Raw genomic sequence first — 18,141 nt, 5'->3', positions numbered from 1 at the left:
CGAAGCCCACCATCGACTGCTCACGTCCAATCGAGCGCGACGGAGCCGTTCACAGCGGAAGGACGATGACGCGTGCCTGCACCTAACGCCGTGCATCCCCGCGAAGGCGGGGACCCAGTGCTTTGGGCGACAGGCGGCGACGAGTATGCGTTGGCCGTGATCCAAGGCCCGGTGTCCCTGGCTAAAATCTGGGTCCCCGCCTTCGCGGGGATGCACGGAGATGAAGAGTCTCCTCCCCACGCCTGCGGCGTTGGGAGGAGACCAAGGTAATCGCCTAGTCCGCCGGCAAGGCCTTCAGGTCGGTGTCGATGGCGGTGATGATCGCCGGAGTGACCGCGCCGCCCGACATCGGGGCGACCTGGCCTAGGGTCATGTCCTGGAACTGCGGCAGGGCCGGATGCTGGCTGACGCCCGGCAGGTGCTTCTCAACCACGGCGGCGGTCGCCGGATTGGCCAGCAGGTCCTTGATCGGACTGTCGATGGTCGGCAGAGCAGCGGCCGGAGCGGCGGCGTGGCCGGAGTGATCCTGGGCGGGGGCGGTCTGGGCGAAGGCGGCAGTGGAAACCGCCGCGAGGGCGGCGGCGGCGAGGATGGACTTGATCATGGCGACACTCCGGAAGGTAAAGGACGGCAGATGACCCGCAAATCGCGACAGGCTCAAGACAGGAACTTTCGCTGCGGCGCACGCGGCGCTAGGAAAGCCGGATGACCGACACCCTCTCCTCCTCGAAACTGATCCAGGGCCGCACCGGCGACTGGGAAATCGTCATGGGTCTGGAAATCCACGCCCAGGTGGCGTCGAAGGCCAAGCTGTTCTCCGGCGCCGCCGTCGGCTTCGGCGCGGGTCCGAACGAACAGGTGTCGCTGATCGACGCGGGCTTCCCCGGCATGCTGCCGACGTTGAACAGGCACTGCGTCGAACAGGCCGTGAAGACGGGCCTGGGCCTGAACGCCGCGATCAACAGGAAGAGCCAGTTCGACCGGAAGAACTATTTCTACCCCGACCTGCCGCAGGGCTATCAGATTTCCCAGCTCTACTTCCCCATCGTCGGCGAAGGCGTCGTCGAGGTGGAGGCCGAGGACGGCTCGTTCTTCAACGTCGGCATCGAGCGGCTGCATCTGGAGCAGGACGCCGGCAAGCTGATCCACGACCTGTCGCCGACCGAGAGCTATGTCGACCTGAACCGCGCGGGCACGGCCCTGATGGAAATCGTCTCGCGTCCCGACATCCGTTCGCCGGAAGAGGCCGTCGCCTACGTCAAGAAGATCCGCACCATCCTGATCTATCTCGGCACCTGCGACGGCGACATGGAGAAGGGCAATCTGCGCGCCGACGTCAACGTCTCCGTCTGCCGCGTCGGCCAGTACGAGAAGTACAAGGCCACCGGCGATTTCAGCCACCTCGGCACCCGCTGCGAGATCAAGAACGTCAACTCGTTCCGCTTCATCTCCCAGGCCATCAACTACGAGGCCCGTCGCCAGATCGAGATCCTCGAGGACGGCGGCAAGATCACGCAGGAAACCCGCCTCTACGATCCCACGGCCGGCGAGACCCGCTCGATGCGCTCCAAGGAAGAGGCGAACGACTATCGCTACTTCCCGGACCCCGACCTGTTGCCGCTGGAGCTGGAACAGGCCTGGATCGACGCCATCAAGGCCGACCTGCCGGAACTGCCTGACGCGAAGCGCCGCCGGCTGATGGCGGACTACGGTCTGTCGCAATACGACGCCGTCGTCCTGATCTCGGAACAGGCCAAGGCCGACTATTTTGAGAAGGCCGCCAAAGGGCGTGACGCCAAGCTGGTCGCCAACTGGGTCACCAACGAACTGTCGGCGCGTCTGGCCGCCGACCACAAGGACTTCTCCGAAAGCCCCCTGCCCGCCTCCCAGGTCGCCGAACTGGTCGCCCTGATCGAGGAGGGCGTAATCTCGTCCAAGATCGCCAAGGAAGTCTTCGACCACGTCTGGAACGGTGAGGGTTCGCCCCGCGCCGTCGTCGAGGCACGCGGCCTGGTCCAGGTCAACGACACCGGCGCCATCGAGAAGGCCGTCGACGAACTGATCGCCGCCAATCCTGACAAGGCCGCCGCTGTCGCCGAAAAGCCCCAGGCCCTCGGCTGGTTCGTCGGCCAGGTGATGAAGGCCACCGGCGGCAAGGCCAATCCGGCCTCGGTCAACGAGATCCTGAAGGCGAAGCTGGGTCTCTGACATCGAAAGGCCCGCCCGGATCGCTCCGGACGGGCCTTTCACCATGGGTCCGCCGCCAGATGGTCAAGACACGCGCGCTTCAGCGCGGGCATCGCTGCGCCGCAGCCAGTTGGACGCCCAGCACCGACTGCACGGCGAGCGGCGTGTCGGTCGCGATCACGACCGCGCCCTCGTCGAACAGGGCGCGGTATTCGGACAGGTCGCCGTCCGCCGCATACTGGTCGTCCAGCCGCCGGCCCGGCGCGCCTAGCGTGCCGAACTGGGCCTCGACGCCCGCCTCGGCCAGGGACCGCCAGAGCGCCGGCCGGACTTCCCGCGTGCCGGTCCAGGCCAGGATCTGCGGCGCGTTCAGCCCCTCCAGACCCGCGACGCCGTCGAGTCCGGCCGAGATCATCATCTCGGGCGCCAGGGCCGCCACGGCGCGCGCCGTCTCCGGCGAATAGGTGATCAGTATGACCCGGTCCTGCGCATTCGCAGCCCGCACCTCGGCGATCACGGCCCGCGCCAAGGTGATCGTCGCCGCCTCATCGGCAGGCTTCAGGTCGATGCTGGCGATGGCTTCCGCACGACCTGCAGCGTCCAGCGCCTCGCGCAATGTCGGCGGCGGCGCGTCGGTCACATCGCCGTTGGTCGCTTCAAGCCGCGCCGTGCGCACCTCGGCGAAGGTCAGATCCGCGACACGGCCCGTCCCCGTCGAAGTTCGCTCCATCGTCTCGTCATGCATCAGCACGAGCCTGCCGTCACGGGTCAGGACCGCATCGATTTCCAGGATCGCACCCGGGATCGCCCGCCCCGTCGCCTCGATGGCGGCGATGGAGTTTTCCGGCTGGTCATCGGCCGACTGGGCCCGGTGCGCCGAGATGGCCACGCCCCCGCCCTGTCTCACACAGTCGAAATAGGCTGCGAGGGCCGGCGCGTCTGACACGCTCCGCATCGGCGTCGCCGCGCATCCGGAAGCCAGAAGGGCGGTCATCAGCGCAGGAGCGAGGAAGCGGGTCATGGGGCGGCCTGTACGATCGAGGCCAACCTCATAGCCCCCCGGATCGACTGGCGTAAGACAGGCGCGTCCCTTGCCCGCGCCTCGTCACCGACGCATGTTCGGGGCCAACGAATATCGGGAGAGAATCGGTTGCAGGATCTTGTGGCGCCAGCCTTGGGCACGCTCGCGGCGGTGGCTGTCGGCGGCTACCTGCTGGGCTCCATTCCGTTCGGCGTGCTCATCACCCGCGCCGCCGGCGCCGGCGACGTGCGCACCATCGGCTCCGGCAACATCGGCGCGACCAATGTGCTCCGCACCGGCCGCAAGGATCTGGCGCTCGCCACCTTGCTGCTTGACGCGGGCAAGGGCGCCGCCGCCCTGCTGATCGCGCGCCATCTGTTCGGTTCGGACGTCGCGGGCGCCATCGCCGGCGGCGCGGCCTTCCTCGGCCACCTGTTCCCTGTCTGGCTGGGCTTCAAGGGCGGCAAGGGGGTGGCGACCTTCTTCGGTCTCCTTATCGCCGCCTGCTGGCCACTGGGCCTCATGGCCGGGGCCACCTGGCTGATCGTCGCCTTCGCCCTGCGGTATTCGTCACTGGCGGCGCTGGCGGCCGCAGCGGCAGCGCCGATCTATGCCCTGCTGCCCCTGCCCGCCCTGACTTTGCCGGCCGCCCAGCCGATCTTCTGGCTGGCGATGGTCACGGCGGTCCTGATCTACATCCGGCATAACGAGAACATCGGACGCCTGCTGAAAGGGGCCGAACCTCGCATCGGCGCCGCCAAGACGTGAGCCTGCCGGAAGCCGAGCGCTTCGCCCGCCTGCGCCTCGCGCGCGCAGAGCGGGTCGGCCCGGTTTCCTTCCGCCAGCTTCTGGACCGGTTCGGCAGCGCGGGGCGCGCACTGGACGCCCTGCCCGATCTGGTCCGAAAAGGCGGCGGCCACGGCTACAGCCTGCCGCCGGTCGAGCAGATCGAACAGGAGCTGGCGGCCGGCGACCGCGCCGGAGCCGTGCTTCTGGTGCTCGGCGACGCCGCCTATCCGCCGATGCTGGCCGCCGTCGATCCGCCCCCGCCTCTTCTGTGGACCCGGGGCGATATGGCTTTGCTTTCGCGAGAGGCCGTCGCCGTGGTGGGCGCCCGGGTCGCCTCGGCGGGCGGTCAGCGGATCGCGCGCGGCCTTGCCCAGCAGTTGGGACAGGCGGGGTTCGTCGTTGTCTCGGGCCTGGCGCGCGGCATCGACGCAGCCGCCCATGCCGGATCGCTGGAAACGGGCACGGTTGCGGTGCTCGGCGGCGGTGTGGACGACGTCTATCCCTCCGAGAACGCCGGACTCTATGACCAGATTGTCGAGCGAGGCTGTGTCGTCTCTGAAAGCCCGATGGGCGCGCGGGCCCAGGCGCGGGATTTCCCGAGGCGCAACCGGATTATCTCCGGCCTGTCGCGCGGCGTGATCGTCGTCGAGGCCGAACTGCGGTCGGGGTCCCTGATCACCGCCCGCCTGGCCAACGAGCAGGGACGGGATGTCTTCGCCGTACCGGGTTCACCGCTGGATCCCCGGTCGAAGGGGCCGAACGAACTGCTCCGGCAGGGCGCCATCCTGTGCGAATGCATCGACGATGTCCGCCGCGCCTTCGAGACGCTGAGGACCCTGCGCGAACCTCCGGTCGATCATCCCTTCGAGGGGGCCCCGGACGAGATCGACGCAGCCTTCCTCGACCGGGTCGCCGACCTCCTTTCGCCGACGCCGACGCCGCGCGACGAGATCGCCCGCGCCCTTGACGCGCCGATCGGCGAAGTGGCCGCCGCGCTGCTGGAGCTCAGCCTGGCCGGGCGGGCGACACTGCTGCCAGGCGGATCGGCCTCGATCTAGGCCGGGCGACGCCGGCCCGGTTCGGCGCGTTGCGCCCCGGAGCGCCTCAAAGGCTCGCCGGCCAGGGCCGCTGCGCTTTCCAGCAACCGTCCCAGCGCCTCATCGCCGTCCCATCGCGCCATCTGGGCCAGTTCCAGCGCCATGGCGCTGATATATTCACGCACTGGGAAATCCGTCGTTGCTTCGTCCTGCGCGGCCCTGATCGGGGTCGCTCCTGCCGTTTCACTCGCGCGCTGCATCGCCGTAGCCCTTTCCATAGCCACCGAAGCCATTGGATACAACCTTAAGTATCTTGGCAACCTTAGCGAGAGAATGAGCTGGAATGTTTCGCCCGGTTGACAGGGTTCGCAACCCCAACCACGTTCTGCCCCCCTCCTCCCAGACTGAGCCGTAATGAATCTCGTTATCGTCGAGAGCCCCGCGAAGGCCAAGACCATCAATAAATACCTCGGCCCGGACTTCGAGGTTCTGGCGTCCTACGGGCACGTTCGCGACCTGCCGTCTAAGGACGGATCGGTGAAGCCGGACGACGACTTCTCGATGGATTGGGAGATCGACGCCAAGGCGTCGAAGCGTCTCTCGGAGATCGCCGAGGCGGCCAAGCGCGCCGACCGCGTCATCCTGGCCACCGACCCCGACCGCGAGGGTGAGGCGATCAGCTGGCATGTTCTGGAAATCCTGACCAAGAAGAAGGTGCTGAAGGACACGCACGTCGAGCGCGTCACCTTCAACGCCATCACCAAGTCGGCCGTGCTGGAGGCCATGGCCAATCCGCGCCAGCTCGACATGGAACTGGTCGAGGCCTATCTGGCCCGCCGCGCGCTGGACTATCTGGTCGGCTTCACCCTGTCTCCGGTGCTGTGGCGCAAGCTCCCCGGCGCTCGTTCTGCGGGTCGGGTTCAGTCCGTCGCCCTGCGCATCGTCGTCGACCGCGAGATGGAGATCGAGCGGTTCAAGGCCCAGGAATACTGGTCGATCGAGGCCGACCTGGCCGCCGACAGCCCGCCCTTCACCACGCGTCTGGTCAAGCACGAGGGCAAGCGGATCCAGCGTCTGGACATCCCCTCTGAGTCTGTTGCGTTCGCCGCCCGCGACGCCATCAAGGCCGGCGAGTTCACCATCCGGTCGATCGAGAAGAAGCCGGTCCGCCGCTTCCCCTCGCCGCCCTTCACCACCTCGACCCTGCAGCAGGAGGCGTCGCGCAAGCTGGGCTTCGACGCCCAGCGCACCATGCGCGCGGCCCAGAAGCTGTACGAGGGCGTCGACGAGACCGGCGGCCTGATCACCTATATGCGGACCGACGGCGTCCAGACGACGCCCGAGGGCATCGCCCAGGCGCGCGAAGTCATCAGCGAGACCTTCGGCCCCGCCTTCGTCCCGGCCGAGGCCCGCTACTACAAGACCAAGGCCAAGAACGCCCAGGAGGCGCACGAGGCAATCCGCCCGACCAATATCGCCCGCCGCCCCGACAGTCTGCGGCTCGAGAGCGACCTGCAGCGGCTCTACGAACTGATCTGGAAGCGGATGGTCGCCTCCCAGATGGAGGCCGCGCGTCTGGACCGGACCACGGTCGAGGTCGAGACGCCCGACGGCCAGACGGGGCTGCGCGCCACCGGCCAGGTCGTGACCTTCGACGGCTTCCTGGCCGTCTATGAGGAAGGCCGCGACGAGAAGCAGAAGGGCGCCGAGTCCGAGGAGGACGACGATTCCACCCGCCTGCCCGCGCTCAAGGAAGGCGCCAGGGCGAAGGTCGAGGCGATCCGCACCGAACAGCATTTCACCGAGCCGCCGCCGCGCTTCTCCGAGGCCACCCTGGTCAAGAAGCTGGAAGAGCTCGGCATCGGCCGGCCCTCGACCTATGCCTCGATCCTGACGACCCTGCGCGACCGCGAATACGTCCGCATGGACAAGAACCGCTTCTATCCCGAGGACAAGGGACGGCTGGTCACGGCCTTCCTGGAACAGTTCTTCCGCAAATGGGTGGAATACGATTTCACCGCGGCGCTGGAGACCCGGCTGGACGAAGTTTCGGCCGGCGAGCTGAACTGGAAGGTGCTGCTGCGCGAGTTCTGGAGCGACTTCCATGTCGCGACCCAAGCGGCGGGCGAACTGCGCACCACGGCCATCCTAGACGCCCTGAACGAAAGCCTGGGCGCCCACATCTTCCCGATGAAGGAAGACGGCTCGGACCCGCGCGAATGCCCCCTGTGCAAGCAGGGCCAGCTGAGTTTGAAGACCAGCCGCTTCGGCGCCTTCGTCGGCTGTTCGCGCTATCCCGACTGCAAATTCACCCGGCCGGTGGCGGCCCCGGATGCGGCCGACGGCGGCACCGAGGGCGGAGACCGGGAACTGGGCGTCGATCCGGTGACCGGCCTGCCGGTGCAGCTGAAGATCGGCCGCTTCGGCCCCTATGTCGAAACCGCCGTGCCCGACGAGGAGAAGCCCAAACGCTCCTCCCTGCCCAAGGGCTGGAGCCCGGCGTCCCTGACGCTGGAGCAGGCCCTGCGCCTGCTGGGACTCCCGCGCGAGGTGGGCGACCACCCCGAGGACGGCAAGCCGATCACGGCGGGCCTGGGTCGCTATGGCCCCTTCATCCTGCACGCCGGCACCTATGCCAATGTCGCGGACATCGACGAGGTGTTCGAGATCGGCCTGAACCGCGCCGTGGTCCTGCTGGCCGAGAAGCGGGCCGGCGGGTTCAAGGGCCGGGGGGCCGCCACAGCGCCGCTGAAGGACCTGGGGGCCCACCCCGAGACGGGCGAACCGGTGCACGTCATGGCGGGCCGTTTCGGGCCGTATGTGAAGTCGGGCAAGATCAACGCCACCCTGCCCAAGGGCACGGCCCCCGAGGACATGACCATGGAGGTGGCCGTGCCCCTGCTGGCCGCCCGCGCCCTGGTCGCGCCCAAGCCCAAGAAGGCCCCGGCCAAGAAGGCGGCGCCCAAGGCCGCGGCCAAGAAGCCGGCGGCGAAGAAACCGGCTGCCAAAAAGGCCGCGCCGAAGAAGGCTCCTGCCGCGAAGACGGCGGCGGAGTAGCCTCCTGGCTCCCCGCCAGCGCCGGCTGGCGGGCCTCGGCCTCCCGGGACGACACGGGCTGAACCGGCTGGGCTGAGGCTGGCGTCCAGACTCCGAAAATGGAGTCTGAATCGTCCGTTGAGTCTGGATCGAGCACGTCGGCGCCGGACTCCAAAACACCGGCCGAAGCGTTCGAACCGTTCGGATAACCTCCCCTGCGTCGCGCCCCATCCGCTCCACCCTCACGAAACGGATCAGTATGGGGGCGTTTCGGGGGGTGATGGGTAAAACGCCTCTCATTAGAGCCGGCCGTTGATTTCAAACGCGGATTCGGACGATCCGTTGATGGGTATCGCACCAATTCCGTGCATCCCCGCGACCCGAAGGGCGGCGCGTAGCTGTCAAGGCGGGAACCCAGGTTTTGAAATCAGCCCGCAGGAACGGCCCCACGGTCAACCGGCGAACACCTGCTCGGCCGTCGGCGAGCGGAGGCGGTTGCGGGAGCAGATGAAGAGCGGATTGGTCATGAGTGGTCGCCTGTCAGCAAGGCCGGATACAGGTCGGTCCAGTGCGGATTGGTTTCCTCGACCAGGGCGAATTTCCACGGTCGCAACCAGCGCTTGATGCGTTTCTCCCGCAGGATCGCCTGATCGACGTATCGGTGATGCTCCTACCAGACCAGCAGATCTGTCTTTCGCTCGCGGCTGTAGCCGTCGATCTGCCTGTGCCTGTGCTCGCCGATCCGCCGGACGAGATCGTTGGTCATGCCAACATAGAGCCAGCCGCACGGTCCGCTAGCGACGATATAGACCCAGTAGTGGTGGTCGACCTTTCCCATCGCGCCGCCACTTTGTCGCGCGCAACCATACGCGCCAAGATTGTGTGAAGGCCTTGTCATCCCCGACGGAGCGAAGCGGAGATCGCTCTTTTGTCATCCCCTACGAAGCGCAGCGAAGATCGCTCTTTTGTCATCCCCGACGGAGCGAAGCGGAGATCGGGGACGGACCAGACCCCATGTTTCCAGCCACGCCCGGACAGCCCGCTTAGGCTGAGCCGGGCGACAGCCTGCAGCCACGGGAGGTTGGGATTTGCCCTGAACGCCGCAGCCAGGCGTCATCCACCCGTGCCGCCGCCACCCGTCTCCCGGCTCAGCCCAAGCGGGCTGTCCGGGAGGGGTCAGGGGGTGGGAGAGCGTGCCGTCCCGGCTCTTCGCTTCGCTTCGGCCGGGATGACAAGGGGCTCGCGCGATGCCTTGTCATCCCGGAAGCGCCGCAGGCGCTATCCGGGACGGTTGCGGGCGCAGAGGAAGAGGAGGTTGGCCAGGTTTGCACGTTTCAGTGCAATTTCATGCCGCTGCGCTGAACGATTGCCCGGTCGATGATTGTAAGAACCTCAGCATTCGCATGCAGGAACCGAACTCGCCCCATGAAAACCATCGGACCCAGATCGACAAACAGCCGACCAAACACCTCGTCCGCAAAAGACGACGAGATTACTGAGACTTCGGCAAAATCAACGGTAAGGCCGGATATGTCCGTATTCTGAAGAATATTCTTCAAGTAGGTGTAGGCCGCCTTCCCTGCAGACCTAGAGCCAAGCGAAACAAATTTGTCTTTAACTGACACACTGAAGCTTCCGCCCGCTGACTCGTAAATCCGTTCCATGTAATCAAGCGCCGTATCAATCGGGCGGCCCTTGAATACCAGAGCTCTGTTCAAAACATCCGACGCGTCTGTTCGCATTGTCCAGCGCACAACCGTTCCCTTGAACGGCACTTTGCTGGCAGCGATTTTAAACGACCCATCCTGACTAAGAACAAGCGTCGCAAATCCGGAAAATATATTGAAATTTCCGTGGCTGTTCGCAGCGATCCGGTAGGATCCAAAAAGTCCGTTGCCCTGATTTGTCTTCTTGTTTCTCGTAACCCCCTCTTGAACAGATTGCTCGAGAGCGATTTTGTGATCATGCTCGCCTAGCGATTTGGCGATGCCTACCCCGCCATCAGCCACGACGAATTCGATGCTTTTTTGATGTTTGAACCAAGTGGCTTGGATAAAACCGTGGGCCGACTTCCCCGCGTGATTGAGCACGTTGTCAGTAATCTCATTAAGAGACCACTCCATCGCCTTTAGTACGCTTCTATCGATATCGGAAGCTGTCAAAACAAGACCAAGTATCCTGTCGACTGCAGAAAACTGCTCTTTTGCGGTGGAAAAGCGAATTGCAGGGCAATGGGTGTCTGATTTTGCTTCCTGGAAATCAAATCTCTCTGACTCAATATAGTGAGCCCAGTTAAATTCTCTAAAGATATTAGCCAAACGAACGTCGGTCGGAAGTATTAGCTCAAATTTGACACGGCTCTTTTCCCGATACTGCGATAGGATCGGCAAGATAGGAAGGATTCCTGCTTCGAACGCTGCTTTCGTTGTCGAGAAATCAAGCGTGATTTCCCTTTTTCCATCGAACGATATCGCGTGATGCAAACGCGCGAGCATCTCCGGCAATGACTGGGCGGAAAATGTATGGGGCGCGATGTAGATCGACGAGTCTTTGCCGAACGAGCGAGAGTTGTTAGATTTCACAACGGAATGTTGTCATGCTTCTTCCAAGGGTTGTCCAGCTTCTTGTTCTTCAGCGTCCGTAGTGCCCGGATCAGCCTTCTCCGCGTCCCATGCGGCATGATCACGTCGTCGATGTATCCCAGACCCGCCGCCACGAACGGATTCGCGAACCGTTCCTTGTACTCCGCCTCCCTCGCCGCCAGGGCCTCCGGGTCGCCCGCCTCCTTGCGGAAGATGATCTCGACCGCGCCCTTGGCGCCCATGACGGCGATCTCGGCCGAGGGCCAGGCGTAGTTGACGTCGCCGCGCAGGTGTTTGGAGCTCATCACGTCATAGGCGCCGCCATAGGCCTTGCGCGTGATCACGGTCAGTTTGGGCACGGTGGCCTCGGCATAGGCGAACAGAAGCTTGGCGCCGTGTTTGATCAGGCCGCCGTACTCCTGACGCGTACCGGGCATGAAGCCGGGCACGTCGACGAAGGTCACCAGCGGGATGTCGAAGGCGTCGCAGAAGCGGACGAAGCGGGCGGCCTTGCGGCTGGAATCGATGTCGAGGACGCCGGCCAGGACCTGGGGCTGGTTGGCGACGATGCCGATCGGCTGGCCGTCCAGCCGGCCGAAGCCGCAGACGATATTGCGGGCGAAGTCGGCGCCGATCTCGAAGAACTCGGCCTCGTCGACCGTCTTCAGGATCAGCTCCTTGATGTCATAGGGCTGGTTCGGATTGGCCGGGACCAGGGTGTCGAGCGAGGCCTCGTCGCGGTCGGGGTCGTCGTAGGAGTCGCGGACCGGCGGCTTCTCGCGGTTGGACAGGGGCAGGAAGCCGATCAGACGGCGGACCTCGCTGAGGGCCTCCAGATCGTTCTCGAAGGCGCCGTCGGCGACGCCGGACTTCTGCGAATGCACCCGCGCGCCGCCGAGGTCCTCGTGGCTGACCACCTCGTTGGTGACGGTGCGGACCACGTCGGGGCCGGTCACGTACATGTAGGAGGTGTCCTTCACCATGAAGATGAAGTCGGTGATGGCGGGGGAATAGACGTCGCCGCCGGCGCAGGGGCCCATGATGACGCTGATCTGGGGGATGACGCCCGAGGCCAGGGTGTTCTGGAGGAAGATGTCGGCATAGCCGGCGAGGCTCTCGACCCCCTCCTGGATGCGGGCGCCGCCGGCGTCGAACAGGCCGATGATCGGCGCGCCGTTGGTCAGGGCCATGGTCTGGAGCTTGACGATCTTGGCCGCATGCGCGCCGCTAAGAGAGCCTCCGAAGACCGTGAAATCCTTGGAGAAGACATAGACCAGACGACCGCCGATCGTGCCGCGGCCGGTGACCACGCCGTCGCCGGGGACGCGCTGGGTTTCCATGCCGAAGTCATGCGAGCGGTGCTCGACGAACATGTCGGTCTCTTCGAAGCTGCCCTCGTCCAGCAGGACCTCGATCCGCTCGCGGGCGGTCAGCTTGCCCTTGGCGTGCTGCGAGGCGATGCGGGCGGCGCCGCCCCCCTGACGCGCGGCTTCGCGGCGGGCTTCGAGCTGTTCGAGGATGGGCGTCATGCGGGCGGTCTCCGTGTCGTTATGGATTAGGAGGCGGGCGGTTGGGAGGCAAGGCGCACGTCCTCTCCCTCCCCCTGCGGGGGAGGGGCGTCGCGAAGCGACGGGGTGGGGGCGGCAGAGCGATGCGGATGCAGGACTGCGGTGTTTTGCCTTGCCGCCCCCACCCGGTCTCCGCTGGGCTGCGACCACCCTCCCCCGAGGGGGAGGGAGAATGATGTGCGCTCGCCTACAACCGCCCCTGCTCCGCCAGCTTGTCGACCAGCCAGACGCGGGCCGCCGGGATCGGCCTGTTCTGGGGGTGGAAGACGAACTGTTCGAGGAAATGGCCGGTCAGATCGAGGCCGGCGCGGACGTCGCCCTCCGACAGGCCCGCCTGGGCGCCCAGCATGAAGGGCGGCAGTTTCAGCAGCTTGTCGGCATAGGGGGCCCCCGCCTCTCTGGAGACCGCGCGTCCGGTGCGGGGGCTTACCCACAAGAGATCATCCATTGATCCGGTGACGGCGCAGCGGCTGAGGTCCAGGCCGAAGCCGAGATCCTCCAGCAGACCCGCCTCGAAACGCACGAAGATGGCGGGCCAGACGGCCGGGATCTGGAACGCCGCCATCAGGGCCTCGAAGGCCAGGAAGGCGCCGGGGTGGGGCTCGCGTTCCGGCAGGGCGCCTTGCGCCACGGCGGCGGCGGCGGCGAGGCCGGTCAGGGCCAGGCCGTCGTCGAACAGGGCGCTGGGCCCCTCCCCCACCGGCTCCAGACGGGCCGAGCCGAGGTGGTCCGAAGTGCGGGCGCGGTAATCGGCGATGACCCGGGCGCCGGGCTGGAGGAAGGGCTTCATGCGCCGCGACGCCCCGCCGGCGACATAGGCCGAGTGACGGCCGTGGGTCTCGGTCAGCAGGTCGACGACCACGCCGGTGTCGCCGTGGGCCCGCGCCGACAGGACGAAGGCCTCTTCGTGGAATTCCATCAGGGGGCGGACCCCTTCGCCGTTTCGTAGGTCTTGATGATGCGGGCGATGGGACTGGCCAGGTCGTTGGGGATGGCGAGGCTGAGCACGTACTGTTCGATCTTCCAGCCGTCGTCGGTCAGACGCATAACGCCGGACCCGCGCGTCCGGCCATAGCTGTCGTTGGTCAGCTGTTCCTCGAACCAGGCGACGCAGCGGCACTCGATCGGAGCGATGGTGATGACGCGCGACGTCGCCGGATAGGACCAGCCCTGACCGCGCGCGAAATAGGGACCGACGTAGCCGCGCAGCTCCGCGATGGTCCAGTGCTCGCCGGCGTCGGTGCCGACGAAGCGGGCGTCGGCCGTATAAAGGGCGAAATAGGCGTCGGCGTCGGCGGCGGCCGAGGCGACGTTCAACTGATCGAGAACGGCGGCGACCTGGGCCTCTGGCGTGGCCTGTAGCGCGGCGGCGAGGGCGAGGGCTGCGAACATGGCGGAGGCCTCCAGCGGGGTGAACCCCAGTCCTAACCCCGATCGCCGCTTTCAGGAACCGGATAGGTATCGGGTTTGAGCACCTTCGACAGGGCGATCAGGTTGCGGGCGGCGTTACGGCCGACGCGATCAGAATAATCGTGGCCCTGATCGGTCTCGACATAGTCCGGGCCGGGGCCCGGGCCGAGATGCCAGTAGGTCCAGCTCTGCGCCGGGATGGTGAAGCCCATGTCGATCAAGCCTTGCGAGATCGTCGCCACGATATGGTGGGCGCCGTCCTCGTTGCCGGTGATGACGATGCCCGCAACCTTGCCGAAGGCGACGGGGCGGCCGGTGTCGTCGGTCTCGCCGAACCAGGCGTCCATACGTTCGAGCGCGCGCAGGGCGACGCTGGACATCTGACCGAGCCAGGTCGGGGTGGCGAAGACAACGATGTCGGCGGCCTTCAGCTTCCTGTCGACGCCCGGCCATTGGTCGCCACCGCCCTCGTCGGCGGTGACGCCGGGCTTGATGTCGAGATCGACCAGCCGGATCATTTCCACCTCGGCTCCGCCCTTCTCCAGCTCAGCGATGACGACCCTGGCAAGCGCCTCGGTGTTGGAGACGCCGGGCGAGGGCTTGAGGGTGCAGTTCAGGACGACGGCGCGCATGGTGATCTCCGGGCTGGGTCTAGAGAACGGACGGTGATTGAGCCTGTTCCTCCGCTTCTTTCGTCATCCTCCGGCGAAGCGCAGCGGAGACCGGGGGACACAGCGGCGCGCGAGAGCGCGAACCTGCCGCGCACACGCCTGCTTCTGACATCGAGCGTGAACAGATCGCCTTCGGCGCCTCCCCCGGTCCGATCTTCGATCGGCCGGAGGATGACGAAGCGTCCCCCGGTCTGCGCCGCCAAGCGGCGACTTGCCGGAGGATGACGAAAGAAGAGGAACCGCATTTAACCGAAAGGTTGACAACACGATCCAACAGCATCATTTGACCGATCAGTTCAACACGAAACCCGTCATGCAGACCGATCCCCTCTCCGCCAAGTTCGCCGCCCTGGCCGACCCGACCCGTCGGGCCATCCTGGCCAGGCTGACCGAGGGCGAGTGTTCGGTCGGCGACCTGGCGGAACCGTTCGACATGAGTCTGCCGGCGGTCTCGAAGCATCTGAAGGTGCTGGAAAAGGCCGGCCTGATCTCTCGCGGCAAGGAGGCCCAGTGGCGCCCTGCCCGGCTGGAGCCGATGGGCCTGAAGGGCGTGGCCGAGTGGCTGGAACACTACCGCCGCTACTGGGACCAGAGCTTCGACCGTCTGGAAGATTATCTGCGCAAGATTCAGAAAGGAAACGATGATGGCAAAAGAAGCTGAGACCAATCCCTGCGACACCGACGGCGCGGCACACGCCTTCGACCTGACGCTGGAACGCATTATCGATGCGTCGCCGGAGAAGGTCTTCAGGGCCTATACGGACCCCGCGATCCTGGCCCAGTGGTTCGCGCCCAAGCCCTGGAAGATCGTCGATCCGATCATCGAGGCCCGCGTCGGCGGCCGCTTCAACTTCACCATGCACGGGCCGGACGGCGAGGTGTTCCCGAACAGCGGCGTCTTCCTGGAGGTCGTGCCGAACCGCCGCATCATCACCACCGACGCCTTCACCTCCGGGTGGAAGCCGGCCGGCCAGCCCTTCATGGTCGCCCGCGTCGACATGGAGCCGACCGGTGACGGCAAGACGAAATACACGGCCGTCGCCAGCCACTGGAACGAAGACGCGATGAAGCAGCACGAGCAGATGGGCTTCCACGAGGGCTGGGGCACGGTCGCCGACCAGCTGGCCGAAATCGTGAATACGTTCTGATCCGATGAGCCCCCTCGTCGCCGAGACACCCGCCCGTCCGACCCTGAACCTGCAGCGCGTTTTCGATGCGCCGCGCGACCTCGTCTGGCGCGCCTGGTCCAACCCGGAGATCCTGGTGCTGTGGATGGGGCCGGTCGAATGGCCGGCCGTCAGCGCCACAGTCGACTTCCGGGTCGGTGGCGAGTGGCGCATCTGCCTGCGCTCGCCGACGACCGGCGAGGACCTGTGGCAGGGCGGGGTCTATCGCGAGATCGTCGCCCCCGAACGGATCGTCTTCACCTTCAGGTGGGACGAGAGTCACGAGGACGGTCCGCCCGTCGACACCCTGGTCACCGTGCGTTTCGCCGAGACGGCGGAGGGCCAGACCCGGATGGACTTCACCCACGAGGGCCTGAAGTCCGAACAGAGCCTGACCGGCCACAAACATGGCTGGACCTCCACCGCCGACAGGCTGGAAGCCTGGTTGGCCGCCAACCCCGACTGAAGGAGCAGACCATGAAGATCGTGACCAGTCTGAGCTTCCCCGGCAATTGCCGCGAAGCCTTTGATTTTTACGCCGGCGCTCTGGGCGGCGAGATCACGGCCGCCATCCCCTATGGCGAGGGTTTCCCCGGCATGCCGACGCCGCCGCAAATCCGCGACTGGCTGATGCACTGCTGGCTGCAGGTCGGCGACCAGGCGATCATGGGCTCCGACATGCACCCGGACTTTGCGCCGGACATGCACAGGCCCAAGGACGGCTTCGACGTCACCCTGCATTTCGACAGGGTCGAGGACGCGCGCCGGATCTTCGAGGGCCTGTCGCAGGGCGGCGAGGTCCGCATGCCCTTTGCCGAGAGCCCCTGGTCGCCCGGCTTCGGCGGCTTCACCGACAGGTTCGGCGTGCCGTGGATGATCAACACCATGCCTGCGGCCCAGTCGTGAAGGCCTCGCCCATGGTCTCTTCATGTCGGGCGGGCTGTGGCTGCGGGACGAGCGGCTGAGGTCGCTGGTCCCCTTCCGGCGCTGAGGTGCGAACGGCCGGCTCTGGCGGCCAGGTTCAATCGACATTCGGCCTTGTCATCCCGGAAATCGCGCTGGCGATTATCCGGGACGAAAAGCCATCTGTTCGTCCCTCCCGGAAGACGCGAAGCGGCTGTCCGGGAGACAGCAAAGGGCGGTCGGGCTTTCTCCCGGACAATCGCCGACGCGATTTCCGGGAGTCTGACGCTCAGCGTTCAGCGTCCCGGCTCTCCGCTTCGCTGCGACCGGGATGACAAGCGTCTGGAACGCTGAATGTCGAAAGCTCTAGTCCGCCAACGCTGTCGGGAACTCATGGCCGAGGGCCTCGGCCATGGCCTGCTGCGAGATCAGCAGGACCTGCTCCTGCTGATGGTAGTTGTTCGACAGCACGATCACGGCGATCCGCTTGTCCGGCTGCCAGACCTCGATGTTGCGGAAGCCCGACCAGCTGCCCGTGTGGTAGATTTCCCGGTCCTGGAATGCGGGGGTGACCCGCGTGCCCAGCCGGTTGGCCATCAGGCCGTAGCCCCAGGCGCGATGCGGCCGCCCGTCACGCTCGTTCGGCTGGTCGGCCGGAGAATGGTCCATGATCATCTGGGCGTAGCTGTATGGGCTCAGGACATGACCGCCGTGCAGGGCCTGCTCCCACACCAGCTGATCGTCCAGGGTCGAATAGAGGGCGCCGGCGCCGGCGACGATCGAGACGTTCGGATTGCGCTGGGCCGTCAGCCCCTCGGGGAAGGTCGCGTGGCCGGTGACGATGCCGAGGTCCGTATCGTCGTCGAAGCCGGTGTCGGTCATGCCGAGCGGCCCGAAGAAGGCCGTGCGGAGGTAGTCCGCGAAGCGCTGGCCGCTGGCCTTCTCGACGATGGCGGCGGCCAGGTTGAAGCCGGCATTGTTGTAGCGAACCTTGGTTCCCGGTTCGAACGACAGACGGAACAGTCTGGAGTCCTCGGTCAGCTGGTCCAGCGTCGCGGGGGTGGTGCGGCGATTGCCCCAGCCGGGCCGGGCCATCAGGTCGGGAATGCCGGAGGTGTGCGAGATCAGGTGATGGATCTTCAGCGGCGCCCAGGCGGCGGGGCACGGCTGGATCCATTGGCAGACCGGATCGCCGATGGTCAGCCTGCCCTCGTCCTGCAGCTTCAGGATGGCGGCGGCGGTGAATTGCTTGGAGATGGAGGCGAGGCGGAAGCGCGAACCGACCCGCAGCGGCGCCCCTGTGGCGACGTCCGCGGTTCCGTAAGCCTGGCGGAACAGGATCTCGTCGCCGCGTGCGACCAGGACGGCGCCCATGAACCGGCCGGCGTCGGCCTCGCGTTGAAGGCGGGCGGTCAGTTGCGGCAGGGCCTCGACGACCTCGAGCGGCGGGCGCGGCGGCAGGGGCGCGAGACGCGACGAGGCCGTCGGCGGCGGCTGCGAGGTCAGGACGGCGGCAAGACCCGCCCCGCCGATCAGGACGACGGCGCCGATCAGGCCGAGGAAGAGCCGGGGATGATTTCCGGCGGTACGGGGAACGTGAAACATCGAGGCTTGGTAACGCCTGCGTACGATTCGTCACCCCACGGACCGATCCCATTTCCGTCATCCCCCACTCTTTTCCGTCATCCTTGGGGCGCGCAGCGAACCCGAGGACCCAGCTTCACCGACCTGTCCGCGCAGAACGATAACGGGGCGTCGAGGCCCGGGGGCT

Annotated in this window: 18 protein-coding genes; 8 read left to right on the top strand and 10 right to left on the bottom strand. The window is 66.1% G+C overall.

The window, feature by feature from the left end:
- Positions 1-274: 274 nt before the first annotated feature.
- Positions 275-604, bottom strand: a complete 330-nt coding sequence (locus ACP7AB_RS08420) for a hypothetical protein (protein WP_425989906.1) — start codon at positions 602-604, stop codon at positions 275-277.
- 101 nt (positions 605-705) lie between these two features.
- On the opposite strand from ACP7AB_RS08420, the gene gatB reads away from it, so the two are divergent.
- Entirely contained in the window at positions 706-2,208 is a 1,503-nt protein-coding gene (gene gatB / locus ACP7AB_RS08415) for an Asp-tRNA(Asn)/Glu-tRNA(Gln) amidotransferase subunit GatB (protein WP_425989904.1), read from the top strand.
- A 79-nt stretch (positions 2,209-2,287) separates the two neighbouring features.
- Here gatB and ACP7AB_RS08410 read toward each other — a convergent pair whose 3' ends face one another.
- Complete coding sequence (locus tag ACP7AB_RS08410) at positions 2,288-3,208, bottom strand: glycerophosphodiester phosphodiesterase family protein (protein WP_425989902.1); 921 nt, start codon at positions 3,206-3,208, stop codon at positions 2,288-2,290.
- Positions 3,209-3,337: 129 nt separating this feature from the next.
- Between ACP7AB_RS08410 and plsY the strand changes: the two genes are divergently transcribed.
- Positions 3,338-3,976, top strand: coding sequence for a glycerol-3-phosphate 1-O-acyltransferase PlsY (gene plsY, locus ACP7AB_RS08405; RefSeq protein ID WP_425989900.1), 639 nt, complete (start codon positions 3,338-3,340; stop codon positions 3,974-3,976).
- Positions 3,973-5,055, top strand: a complete 1,083-nt coding sequence (gene dprA / locus ACP7AB_RS08400) for a DNA-processing protein DprA (RefSeq protein ID WP_425989898.1) — start codon at positions 3,973-3,975, stop codon at positions 5,053-5,055. The genes plsY and dprA overlap by 4 nt, the downstream gene beginning before the upstream one ends.
- Here the strand turns inward: dprA and ACP7AB_RS08395 are convergent.
- Complete coding sequence (locus ACP7AB_RS08395) at positions 5,052-5,219, bottom strand: hypothetical protein (RefSeq protein ID WP_425989896.1); 168 nt, start codon at positions 5,217-5,219, stop codon at positions 5,052-5,054. The genes dprA and ACP7AB_RS08395 overlap by 4 nt on opposite strands.
- A gap of 229 nt (positions 5,220-5,448) precedes the next feature.
- On the opposite strand from ACP7AB_RS08395, the gene topA reads away from it, so the two are divergent.
- The gene (gene topA / locus ACP7AB_RS08390) at positions 5,449-8,091 is read left to right on the top strand and encodes a type I DNA topoisomerase (RefSeq protein ID WP_426046130.1); all 2,643 of its coding nucleotides are present in this window, start codon (positions 5,449-5,451) and stop codon (positions 8,089-8,091) included.
- Between the two features lie 649 nt (positions 8,092-8,740).
- On the opposite strand, the gene ACP7AB_RS08385 is transcribed toward topA, so the two are convergent.
- From ACP7AB_RS08385 to ACP7AB_RS08360, 6 genes are all read right to left on the bottom strand, one after another.
- Positions 8,741-8,908 carry a GIY-YIG nuclease family protein gene (locus ACP7AB_RS08385; RefSeq protein ID WP_425989892.1) on the bottom strand — a complete coding sequence of 56 codons (168 nt, stop codon included), beginning with the start codon at positions 8,906-8,908 and terminating at the stop codon, positions 8,741-8,743.
- A gap of 496 nt (positions 8,909-9,404) precedes the next feature.
- Positions 9,405-10,652: an STAS-like domain-containing protein gene (locus ACP7AB_RS08380; protein WP_425989890.1), complete on the bottom strand. Its 1,248-nt coding sequence runs from the start codon at positions 10,650-10,652 to the stop codon at positions 9,405-9,407.
- Positions 10,649-12,181: an acyl-CoA carboxylase subunit beta gene (locus ACP7AB_RS08375; protein WP_426046129.1), complete on the bottom strand. Its 1,533-nt coding sequence runs from the start codon at positions 12,179-12,181 to the stop codon at positions 10,649-10,651. Before ACP7AB_RS08375 ends, ACP7AB_RS08380 begins: the two co-directional genes overlap by 4 nt.
- A gap of 226 nt (positions 12,182-12,407) precedes the next feature.
- On the bottom strand, positions 12,408-13,139 hold the full coding sequence (recO, locus tag ACP7AB_RS08370; protein WP_425989886.1) for a DNA repair protein RecO: 732 nt from the start codon (positions 13,137-13,139) through the stop codon (positions 12,408-12,410).
- Positions 13,139-13,612, bottom strand: a complete 474-nt coding sequence (locus ACP7AB_RS08365) for a nuclear transport factor 2 family protein (RefSeq protein WP_425989884.1) — start codon at positions 13,610-13,612, stop codon at positions 13,139-13,141. The genes recO and ACP7AB_RS08365 overlap by 1 nt, the downstream gene beginning before the upstream one ends.
- 32 nt (positions 13,613-13,644) lie before the next feature.
- Complete coding sequence (locus ACP7AB_RS08360) at positions 13,645-14,262, bottom strand: flavodoxin family protein (protein WP_425989882.1); 618 nt, start codon at positions 14,260-14,262, stop codon at positions 13,645-13,647.
- Positions 14,263-14,614: 352 nt separating this feature from the next.
- Here ACP7AB_RS08360 and ACP7AB_RS08355 point away from each other — a divergent pair, with 352 nt between their 5' ends.
- Genes ACP7AB_RS08355 through ACP7AB_RS08340 form a run of 4 tightly spaced genes read left to right on the top strand, consistent with a single transcriptional unit; the run spans position 14,615 to position 16,373 of the window.
- Complete coding sequence (locus ACP7AB_RS08355) at positions 14,615-14,962, top strand: ArsR/SmtB family transcription factor (RefSeq protein WP_425989881.1); 348 nt, start codon at positions 14,615-14,617, stop codon at positions 14,960-14,962.
- Positions 14,946-15,449 (top strand): SRPBCC family protein, encoded by a 504-nt coding sequence (locus ACP7AB_RS08350; RefSeq protein ID WP_425989879.1) that lies wholly within the window; start codon positions 14,946-14,948, stop codon positions 15,447-15,449. The genes ACP7AB_RS08355 and ACP7AB_RS08350 overlap by 17 nt, the downstream gene beginning before the upstream one ends.
- 4 nt (positions 15,450-15,453) lie before the next feature.
- Positions 15,454-15,933, top strand: a complete 480-nt coding sequence (locus ACP7AB_RS08345; RefSeq protein WP_425989877.1) for an SRPBCC family protein — start codon at positions 15,454-15,456, stop codon at positions 15,931-15,933.
- 11 nt (positions 15,934-15,944) lie between these two features.
- Entirely contained in the window at positions 15,945-16,373 is a 429-nt protein-coding gene (locus tag ACP7AB_RS08340) for a VOC family protein (protein ID WP_425989876.1), read from the top strand.
- Positions 16,374-16,736: 363 nt separating this feature from the next.
- Here the strand turns inward: ACP7AB_RS08340 and ACP7AB_RS08335 are convergent, their stop codons facing one another.
- Positions 16,737-17,975 carry a serine hydrolase domain-containing protein gene (locus ACP7AB_RS08335; protein ID WP_425989874.1) on the bottom strand — a complete coding sequence of 413 codons (1,239 nt, stop codon included), beginning with the start codon at positions 17,973-17,975 and terminating at the stop codon, positions 16,737-16,739.
- Positions 17,976-18,141: the final 166 nt, after the last annotated feature.

The sequence above is a fragment of the Brevundimonas sp. TWP3-1-2b1 genome (assembly GCF_049896165.1).
GTDB lineage: Bacteria > Pseudomonadota > Alphaproteobacteria > Caulobacterales > Caulobacteraceae > Brevundimonas > Brevundimonas subvibrioides_B.
Note: the sequence above shows the minus strand (reverse complement) of the source record. Positions and strands in the feature narration are given on the sequence as shown.